Origin of the sequence: Streptomyces sp. OfavH-34-F (assembly GCF_022347745.1) — a bacterium.
Taxonomy (GTDB): Bacteria; Actinomycetota; Actinomycetes; order Streptomycetales; family Streptomycetaceae; genus Streptomyces.
Genome location: NZ_JAKRGC010000274.1, coordinates 1 through 8857, shown reverse-complemented (window position 1 = coordinate 8857; position 8857 = coordinate 1). Strand labels below are relative to the sequence as shown.

9 protein-coding genes, 1 tRNA gene and 1 pseudogene are annotated in these 8857 nt (G+C 72.2%); 7 read left to right on the top strand and 4 right to left on the bottom strand.

What is annotated here, in order from left to right; translation table 11 throughout:
• Positions 1 to 311, bottom strand: a pseudogene (locus MHW47_RS27950) (hydrolase); the annotation flags it as partial.
• A gap of 76 nt (positions 312 to 387) precedes the next feature.
• Entirely contained in the window at positions 388 to 1203 is an 816-nt protein-coding gene (locus tag MHW47_RS27945; RefSeq protein ID WP_239226538.1) for an SOS response-associated peptidase, read from the bottom strand.
• A gap of 64 nt (positions 1204 to 1267) precedes the next feature.
• Between MHW47_RS27945 and MHW47_RS27940 the strand changes: the two genes are divergently transcribed.
• From MHW47_RS27940 to MHW47_RS27915, 6 genes are all read left to right on the top strand, one after another.
• Positions 1268 to 1981: a M50 family metallopeptidase gene (locus tag MHW47_RS27940; protein ID WP_239226537.1), complete on the top strand. Its 714-nt coding sequence runs from the start codon at positions 1268 to 1270 to the stop codon at positions 1979 to 1981.
• A gap of 75 nt (positions 1982 to 2056) precedes the next feature.
• Positions 2057 to 3406, top strand: a complete 1350-nt coding sequence (gene aroA / locus MHW47_RS27935) for a 3-phosphoshikimate 1-carboxyvinyltransferase (RefSeq protein ID WP_239226536.1) — start codon at positions 2057 to 2059, stop codon at positions 3404 to 3406.
• Positions 3407 to 3409: 3 nt separating this feature from the next.
• Positions 3410 to 4426: a ribosome small subunit-dependent GTPase A gene (gene rsgA, locus MHW47_RS27930; protein ID WP_239226535.1), complete on the top strand. Its 1017-nt coding sequence runs from the start codon at positions 3410 to 3412 to the stop codon at positions 4424 to 4426.
• 110 nt (positions 4427 to 4536) lie between these two features.
• Positions 4537 to 4860 (top strand): multidrug efflux SMR transporter, encoded by a 324-nt coding sequence (locus MHW47_RS27925; RefSeq protein ID WP_239226534.1) that lies wholly within the window; start codon positions 4537 to 4539, stop codon positions 4858 to 4860.
• Between the two features lie 89 nt (positions 4861 to 4949).
• Positions 4950 to 5750, top strand: coding sequence for a histidinol-phosphatase (hisN, locus tag MHW47_RS27920; RefSeq protein WP_239226533.1), 801 nt, complete (start codon positions 4950 to 4952; stop codon positions 5748 to 5750).
• A gap of 186 nt (positions 5751 to 5936) precedes the next feature.
• Positions 5937 to 6338: a cyclic nucleotide-binding/CBS domain-containing protein gene (locus MHW47_RS27915; protein WP_239226532.1), complete on the top strand. Its 402-nt coding sequence runs from the start codon at positions 5937 to 5939 to the stop codon at positions 6336 to 6338.
• Positions 6339 to 6371: 33 nt separating this feature from the next.
• Here MHW47_RS27915 and MHW47_RS27910 read toward each other — a convergent pair whose 3' ends face one another.
• A complete protein-coding gene (locus tag MHW47_RS27910; protein WP_239226531.1) occupies positions 6372 to 7823 on the bottom strand; it encodes a catalase in 1452 nt (483 codons plus the stop codon).
• Positions 7824 to 7998: 175 nt separating this feature from the next.
• Here MHW47_RS27910 and MHW47_RS27905 point away from each other — a divergent pair, with 175 nt between their 5' ends.
• Positions 7999 to 8418, top strand: coding sequence for a Fur family transcriptional regulator (locus MHW47_RS27905; protein ID WP_239226530.1), 420 nt, complete (start codon positions 7999 to 8001; stop codon positions 8416 to 8418).
• Positions 8419 to 8534: 116 nt separating this feature from the next.
• Here MHW47_RS27905 and MHW47_RS27900 read toward each other — a convergent pair.
• Positions 8535 to 8608 (bottom strand) — tRNA-Met (locus MHW47_RS27900).
• Positions 8609 to 8857 lie beyond the last annotated feature (249 nt).

Sequence of the window (8857 nt, the reverse complement as noted above, 5' to 3'; positions counted from 1 at the left end):
GCGACGACCGGGAGCCCGGTGGCGGCGAGGGCCGGCCACACCCCGTGCCAGCCGGCGTCCAGCGTCTTCGGGGCGGGCGCGACCTTCTTGCCGGCGACCCGCCAGGGCTGCTCCACCAGGGCGACGCTCACCCCGTGCGCGGAGAGGGCGGCGGCGAGGGCGGTGAGGTCGCGGGCCTCGATGCCGCCGCCGGCGCCGTGGCCGAGGGCGAGCAGGAGGCGGGGTGCGGGGGCGGCCCGCCAGGTGATGCGGGCGGTTCCGGTCGCGGTCTCGACCGTTTCGGTGCGGGGTGTCGCTGCGTCGGTGGTCACGGGCCCATCCAACCAACCGGGGCGCGCGCCGTGCGGAGGGGCGCGCGCCCCTCCGCGCGGGGCTCGGAACAGGCGCTCAGAACAGGGTGCTCACCTCGGGCGCGGCCAGCTCCTCCATCAGCTCGGGCCCGTTGTTGCGGACGTTGCTGACGGCGGTCGCCACCGGGTAGGCGCGCATCAGCCCGGGCGGCGGGGGCGTGAGCAGGGCGCGCAGCTCCTCCGGGTCGGTGCGCGAGGGGTCCAGCCAGTCGTCCCAGCGGTCCGGGGTGAGCATCAGCGGCATCCGGGGGTGGATGTCGGCGAGCGAGGACGGCCCCTCGGCGGGGGCGACGCCCAGCGGGGTGGTCTCCGCCTCGGTGGTGATCACCGAGCAGGTGACCCACCAGGCCCGCGGGTGGTCGTCGGGCAGGGTGCCGTCGCGCCAGAACTCGTACAGGCCGGCCATGGCGAAGACCGAGCCGTCGGCGGGCGTGACGAAGTACGGCTGCTTGCGGGGGCGCTTGCGGCGGCCCTTCTCCTCCAGCTCCCGTTCCTCGGCGCCGGTCACCCACTCGTAATAGCCGTCGGCGGGCAGGATGCAGCGCCGGGAGACGAAGGGGCGGCGGAAGGAGGGCTTCTCGTGGACGGTCTCCGCCCGTGCGTTGATCATCCGGGCGGCGCCCTCGGGGCTCTTGGCCCAGGACGGGACGAGTCCCCATCTCAGTGCGCGCATCTGGCGAACCGGACGCTGGTCGTCGGCGTCTTTCAGGGGGCGCTCCAGTACGGCGTAGACCTCCTTGGTCGGCGCCACGTTGTAGTCGGGTTCCAGCGCCTCGGCCGGTTCCCACTTCTCCACCTGGAAGAGTCCGGTCAGGTCCTCGGGCCGCCGACTCGCTGCATACCGTCCGCACATAAGTGCCAGACTGCCACGACCGCCCTCCGGTCCGGACCCACTCCCGTAAGGAGCCGCCCACCCCATGGACAGCACCGACCTCGGCAACCTGTGGGACCGCGTCGTCGGCACCCAGCCCGCCCCCGAGCAGTGGCTGGTGGTGGTGACCGCGACGGCGGCGCTGATCGCGGTCGTCCCGAACGTCCTGTGGCGGCTGTCCCGGAACACGATCACCATCGCCCACGAGGGCGGCCACGGGCTGGTGGCCCTCCTGTCGGGCCGGCAGCTCGCGGGCATCCGGCTGCACTCGGACACCAGCGGGCTGACGGTGAGCCGGGGCAAGCCGACCGGCATCGGCATGGTCCTGACGGCGGCGGCCGGCTACACCGCGCCCTCCCTGCTGGGGCTGGGCGGGGCCTGGCTGCTGGTGGACGGCAGGATCACGCTGCTGCTGTGGCTGGCCACGGCCCTGCTCGCGGTGATGCTGGTGACCATCCGCAACGTGTACGGGGCGCTGACGGTGATCCTCACCGGTTCGCTGTTCCTGCTGGTGTCCTGGCTGGCCTCGCCGGCCTGGCAGTCGCTGTTCGCGTACAGCGTGGTGTGGTTCCTGCTGATGGGCGGGGTGCGCCCGGTGTTCGAGCTGCAGTCGAAGCGGCGGCGCGGCGGGGCACCGGACTCGGACGCGGACCAGCTGTCGCGGCTGACGGACGTCCCGGCGGCGCTGTGGCTGTTCCTCTTCCACGCGGTGTCGCTCTGCTCGCTGATCGGCGGCGGGCGCTGGCTGCTGGGCCTGTGACCCGGCCCGCTCCCCCGCTCGCGGGCGGGGGCCCGCGGCCCGGCCCCGTGCGGCCGGAGCCCGTAAAGTGAGCGCATGACCGAAAGTGCCGTGCATCCCGCCCTCTGGCCCGCCCCCGTCGCGAGCGGGGCCGTCGACGCGACCGTCACCGTGCCCGGTTCCAAGTCGGTCACCAACCGCGCGCTGGTGCTCGCCGCGCTGGCCTCGGAGCCGGGCCGGCTGCGCCGTCCGCTGCGCTCGCGCGACACCCTGCTGATGGCGGACGCGCTGCGCGCGATGGGCGTGAGCATCGAGGAGACGGTGTCCTCCAGCGCTTCGGCGACCGGTGACGCGTCGGGGCCGGAGTTCTCCGGCGAGACCTGGCGCGTCGTCCCGGCCCCGCTGCGCGGCCCGGTCACGGTGGACGTGGGCAACGCCGGTACGGTCATGCGCTTCCTGCCGCCGGTGGCCGCGCTCGCCGAGGGCCCCGTCCGCTTCGACGGCGACCCGCGCTCCTACGAGCGACCGCTGACCGGGGTCATCGAGGCCCTGCGGGTGCTGGGCGCCCGGATCGACGACGACTCACGGGGCTCGCTGCCGATGACGGTGCACGGCGGCGGCGCGCTGGACGGCGGCCCGGTCGCGATCGACGCCTCCTCGTCCTCCCAGTTCGTCTCGGCGCTGCTGCTGTCGGCGCCCCGCTTCAACCAGGGCGTGGAGGTCCGGCACACCGGCGACCGGCTGCCCTCCCTGCCGCACATCCGGATGACCGTGGACATGCTCAGGGCGGTCGGCGCCCGGGTGGACGAGCCGGAGACCGGCGGCGAGCCGAATGTGTGGCGGGTCGCCCCCTCCGCGCTGCTGGGCCGGGACCTGACCATCGAGCCGGACCTGTCCAACGCCCAGCCGTTCCTGGCCGCGGCGCTGGTGACGGGCGGCCGGGTGACCATCCCGGACTGGCCGGCGCACACGACGCAGCCCGGTGACGCGCTGCGCGAGATCTTCACCGCGATGGGCGGCTCCTGCGAGCTGACCGAGCACGGGCTGACCTTCACCGGCTCGGGCCGTATCCACGGCATCGACGTGGACCTCGGCGAGGTGGGCGAGCTGACGCCGGGCATCGCCGCCGTGGCCGCGCTGGCCGACTCCCCCTCCACGCTGAGCGGCGTCGCCCATCTGCGGCTGCACGAGACGGACCGGCTGGCCGCGCTCACCAAGGAGATCAACGAGCTGGGCGGCGACGTCACCGAGACGGCGGACGGCCTGCACATCCGCCCGCGCCCGCTGCGCGGCGGTACCTTCCATACGTACGACGACCACCGGATGGCCACCGCGGGGTCGGTCATCGGCCTTGCCGTCCCCGGAGTGGAGATCGAGAACGTGGCGACGACCGCCAAGACCCTGCCGGACTTCCCGCAGATGTGGACCGGAATGCTCGGGGCCTGAGACATGCGCCGCTACGGCAAGAACCCCGACGAGGACGACATCCGCGTCCGCCCCAACCGCAAGGGCAACCGTCCGCGCACCCACATCCGGCCCAAGCACGAGGACGCCGAGGAGGGCATGGTCCTCACCGTGGACCGGGGCCGCCTCACCTGCCTGGTCGGCGATCGCACGATCGTCGCGATGAAGGCCCGCGAGCTGGGCCGCAAGGCGGCGGTGGTCGGCGACACCGTCTCGCTCGTCGGCGACCTGTCCGGCGACAAGGACACGCTGGCCCGGATCGTCCGCATCGGTGAGCGCCGCTCGGTGCTGCGCCGGACGGCGGACGACGACGACCCGTTCGAGCGGGTGGTCGTGGCCAACGCGGACCAGCTGGCGATCGTCACCGCGCTCGCCGATCCGGAACCCCGGCCGCGCATGATCGACCGCTGCCTGGTCGCGGCGTACGACGGCGGGCTCTCACCGCTCCTGGTGCTGACCAAGTCGGACCTGGCGTCCCCGGACAGGCTGCTGGCCGCGTACACCCCGCTGGGCGTGCCGTTCGTCGTCACCAGCCGCGAGGAGCTGGAGAACGGGGACGCGGCCGACCGGGTGCGCGAGCAGCTCGACGGCCGGGTGACGGCGTTCGTCGGGCACTCGGGCGTCGGGAAGACGACGCTGGTCAACGCGCTGGTGCCGAAGGAGAAGCGGCGCACCACGGGGGTCGTCAACGCGGTCACCGGGCGGGGCCGGCACACCACCACGTCGGCGCTGGCGCTGCCGCTGCCCGGCTACCGGGGCTGGGTGATCGACACCCCCGGGGTGCGTTCGTTCGGGCTGAACCACATCGATCCGTCGCGGGTGATCAACGCCTTTCCGGACCTCCGGCCCGGCACCGAGGAGTGCCCGCGCGGCTGCACCCACGACAGCCATGAACCGGAATGCGCGCTGGACGCCTGGGTGGCGGACGGGCACGCGGACCCGGCGCGGCTGGACTCGCTGCGGCGGCTGCTGTCCACGCGGGGCCGGCGCGAGGGAGACTGATCTCCGGCCGGGCCGCGCACGTTTGCGATCACTCGCATGCGGTAAGGGCATAATCACGTCCGACGGCACCGGCTGGTGCCGGGCGGTCACCGATGCGGAGGGTGCGGACGATGGCGTGGCTGCTGGTCGTGGTCGCGGGACTTCTGGAGACCGGTTTCGCGGTCTGTCTGAAGCTCTCGCACGGCTTCACCCGGCTCTGGCCGACCGTCGCGTTCTGCGTCTTCGCGCTCGGCAGCTTCGGTCTGCTGACCCTGTCGCTGAAGAAGCTCGACGTGGGGCCCGCGTACGCCGTGTGGACCGGCATCGGCGCGGCGGGCACGGCGATCTACGGCATGATCTTCCTCGGGGACGTGGTGTCCACGCTCAAACTGGTGTCGATCTCGCTGGTGATCGTCGGCGTGATCGGGCTCCAGCTGTCCGGCTCCGCCCACTGACCGTTCGCCCCCCTGACCGTCCGCTCCCCGACCGTCCGCCCTCCGGTCCCGTGTGGCCCCGGTCACCGGCCGGTCGATACTGTGACGGCATGTCCGATTACCACGATGATCTGCGCCTCGCCCATGTGCTGGCGGACGCCGCCGACGCCGCGACGATGGACCGGTTCAAGGCTCTGGACCTGAAGGTCGAGACCAAGCCGGACATGACGCCGGTGAGCGAGGCCGACAAGGCCGCCGAGGAGCTGATCCGGGGCCATCTGCACCGGGCGCGCCCGCGCGACGCGATCCTGGGCGAGGAGTACGGGATCGAGGGCACCGGTCCCCGGCGCTGGGTGGTCGACCCGATCGACGGCACCAAGAACTACGTGCGGGGCGTGCCGGTGTGGGCGACGCTGATCTCGCTGATGGAGGCGGGCGAGCACGGGTTCCAGCCGGTCGTGGGCGTGGTGTCGGCGCCGGCGCTGAACCGGCGCTGGTGGGCGGCGAAGGGCGCCGGGGCGTACACCGGGCGCAGTCTGACCTCGGCGACCCGCATCGAGGTGTCCAAGGTGGAGCGGATCGCGGACGCCTCGTTCGCGTACTCCTCGCTGACGGGCTGGGAGGAGCAGGGCCGGCTCGACGGGTTCCTGGACCTGACCCGCGCCTGCTGGCGGACCCGGGGGTACGGGGACTTCTGGCCGTACATGATGGTCGCGGAGGGGTCCGTGGACATCTGCGCGGAGCCGGAACTCTCGCTGTGGGACATGGCGGCGAACGCGATCATCGTGCAGGAGGCGGGCGGCCGGTTCACCAGCCTGGACGGTGTGGACGGGCCCGGCGGGGGGAACGGTGCCGCGTCGAACGGCGCGCTCCACCGCGAACTGCTCGGCTATCTGAACCAGCGCTACTGAGCGCGCCCCCGCACGCCGGTGGGCCTGGCGGGTTCCCGGGGGGCGTGCCGCGCGTCTGCGCGCCCCTCCACTGATCTCCGCGACCCCTTGTCGGCCTTCCCCTTCGGTGCCACTCTGAGGTTTCCCCCACTTGTGAACTTGTGAATCGGTGCACGCACCGGTTCGCCGAGGAGGTGGCACCCCTTCATGTTCGTCCGTGACGCCATGACCACGATGGTCCTCACCATCGGCCCCGCCCATACGCTGCGCCAGGCCGCCCGGCTGATGTCGGCGCGCCGGGTCGGGGCGGCCGTCGTCCACGACCCCGACACCTGCGGGCTCGGCATCCTGACCGAGCGCGACATCCTCGACGCGGTGGGCTCGGGTCTCGACCCGGACACCGAGACCGCCTCCGCGCACACGACCACCGACGTGGTCTTCGCCTCGCCCTCCTGGACGCTCCGGGAGGCCGCCGCGGCGATGACGCACGGCGGCTTCCGCCATCTGATCGTGCTGGACGAGGACGGCCCGGTCGGCGTCGTCTCGGTGCGCGACATCATCCGCTGCTGGACGCCCGCCCGCCCCCGGCCCGCCGCGCTGGCGAGCTGACCGGTCGCGTACGGCAGCCGGGGCAGCCGGGGCTCAGGCGCGCAGCGCCTGCACCGCGGCCTCCAGACGCTTGCCGAAGTCCTCGTCGGCGTTGCGGAAGTTGCCGATGGCGCGCTCGGCGATGTCCGCGCGCGAGACCTGCGCGATGAACCCGGAGAGGTTGGCGATCAGCCGTTCCTTCTCGTCCTCGGTCATCAGCCGGTAGAGGTTCCCGGCCTGCACGAAGTCGTCGTCCTCGGCGTGCCTCGGGGTCTCGTGGTTGCCCGTGCCGCCGGTGACGTCGACGGCGCCCCAGAGCGGACGGCCGGTCTCGGCGGGGCCGCCGAAGCTGTTGGGCTCGTAGTTCTTCGCGCCCTTGTGGCGGCCGTCGTACAGGTAGCCGTCCCGGCTGTTGGTCCGCGCCTCGGTGGCGTGCGGGCGGTTCACCGGCAGGTGGTCGGCGTTGATGCCGACGCGGTAGCGGTGCGCGTCGCCGTACGCGAAGAGGCGGCCCTGGAGCATCTTGTCGGGGGACGGACCGATGCCGGGCACGAAGTGCGCCGGGCTGAAGACGGACTGCTCGACCTCGGCGAAGATGTTCTCCGGGTTGCGGTTGAGCTCCAGCTTGCCGATCTCGATCGGCGGGTAGTCCGCGTGCGGCCACACCTTGGTGAGGTCGAACGGGTTGAAGCGGTACGTCGCCGCCTCGGCCGCCGGCATGATCTGCACCTGCACGGTCCAGGACGGGAAGTCGCCGCGCTCGATGGACTCCCGCAGGTCCCGCTGGTGGCTGTCCGGGTCCAGCCCGGCGAGGCGGGCGGCCTCCTCGGCGGTGAGGTTCTTGATGCCCTGGTCGGTCTTGAAGTGGTACTTCACCCAGAAGACCTCGCCGGCCTCGTTCTGCCACTGGTAGGTGTGCGAACCGAAGCCGTCCATGTGCCGGTACGAGGCGGGGATGCCCCGGTCTCCGAAGAGCCAGGTCACCTGGTGGGTGGACTCGGGCGACAGGCTCCAGAAGTCCCAGATGTTGTCCGCCTCCGAGGAGCCGGTGTACGGGTCGCGCTTCTGGGTGTGGATGAAGTCCGGGAACTTGATGGCGTCCCGGATGAAGAAGACCGGGGTGTTGTTGCCGACGAGGTCGTAGTTGCCCTCCTCGGTGTAGAACTTCAGCGCGAAGCCGCGCGGATCGCGTACGGCGTCGGCCGCACCGAGGTTGCCCGCGACGGTGGAGAACCGCAGGAACGTCTCGGTCTGCTTGCCGACCTCGGAGAGGAACGCGGCCCGCGTCCACCGCGAGACGTCGCGGGTCACGGTGAAGGTGCCGTACGCGCCCGCGCCCCGTGCGTGCACCACGCGCTCCGGAATGCGCTCGCGGTTGAAGTGGGCGAGCTTCTCCAGCAGCGACTGGTCCTGGACCAGGACCGGCCCGCCGACACCGGCGGTCTCGCTGTTCTGGTTGTCGGCGACCGGTGCGCCGGCCTCCGTCGTGAGCGGTCCCTGCGTCACGTGCGCCTCCTGCGTCGTATCCGCACGTCATGCCTTCATGCCGTGCTCGGCTCCGGCCTTCCTGTCCGTCGGCCGTCGTCGCAAGCGATCCTACATTGGACAAAGTCCAAGTCAAATGGCCATCCAAAGTCGCACCCATTCAAGACACGGCTCGTGCGCTGCTAGAATGGCGCTCATGAGTGACCTGCTGGAACGACTTCGAGGACGCGGCTGGCGCATGACCGCGCAGCGTCGCGTCGTGGCCGAGGTCCTCGACGGGGAGCATGTGCACCTGACCGCCGACGAGGTCCACGCACGCGCGGTGGCCAAGCTGCCGGAGATCTCCCGCGCCACCGTCTACAACACGCTGGGCGAGATGGTGAGCCTCGGCGAGGTCATCGAGGTCTCCACCGACCGCCGCGCCAAGCGCTACGACCCCAACGCGCACCGCGCCCACCACCACCTGGTGTGCGCGCAGTGCGGTGCGATCCGCGACGTCCACCCGGCAGGCGACCCGCTGGCGGACCTGCCGGCCGGCGAGCGCTTCGGCTTCACCATCTCCGGTGTCGAGCTGACGTACCGGGGCATCTGCCCCGACTGCGCCGCGACCGCCTGAACGCGCGGAGCCCTTCCCGCCCTCCCGGAGCCTCACCTCCGGCCGGGGGCGGCTTCCGCATGCGCGCGCACGACAGAGGCCCGGATCTTCGAAAAGATCCGGGCCTCTGTCTTCAGTAGCGGGGACAGGATTTGAACCTGCGACCTCTGGGTTATGAGCCCAGCGAGCTACCGAGCTGCTCCACCCCGCGTCGTTGTGTTCACAACCCTACGGCACGCTCCGGACCAGTGCAAATTCGTTCCGGCAGGGGCGACGGGGTTCGTCCCGGTGGGCGGGGGGCGTGGCTGGGCGACGGGGTCCGTCCCTGCGGGGGGCGCGGCTCGGCGGCGAGGTCCGTCCCGGCCGGCCCGGCGGCGTTACGCCGTCAGCTCCTGGTGCAGCGCCTCGCGCAGTCGCGCGGCCCGCTCCGCGACCTCCGCCGGCCCCAGCTCGACCGCCC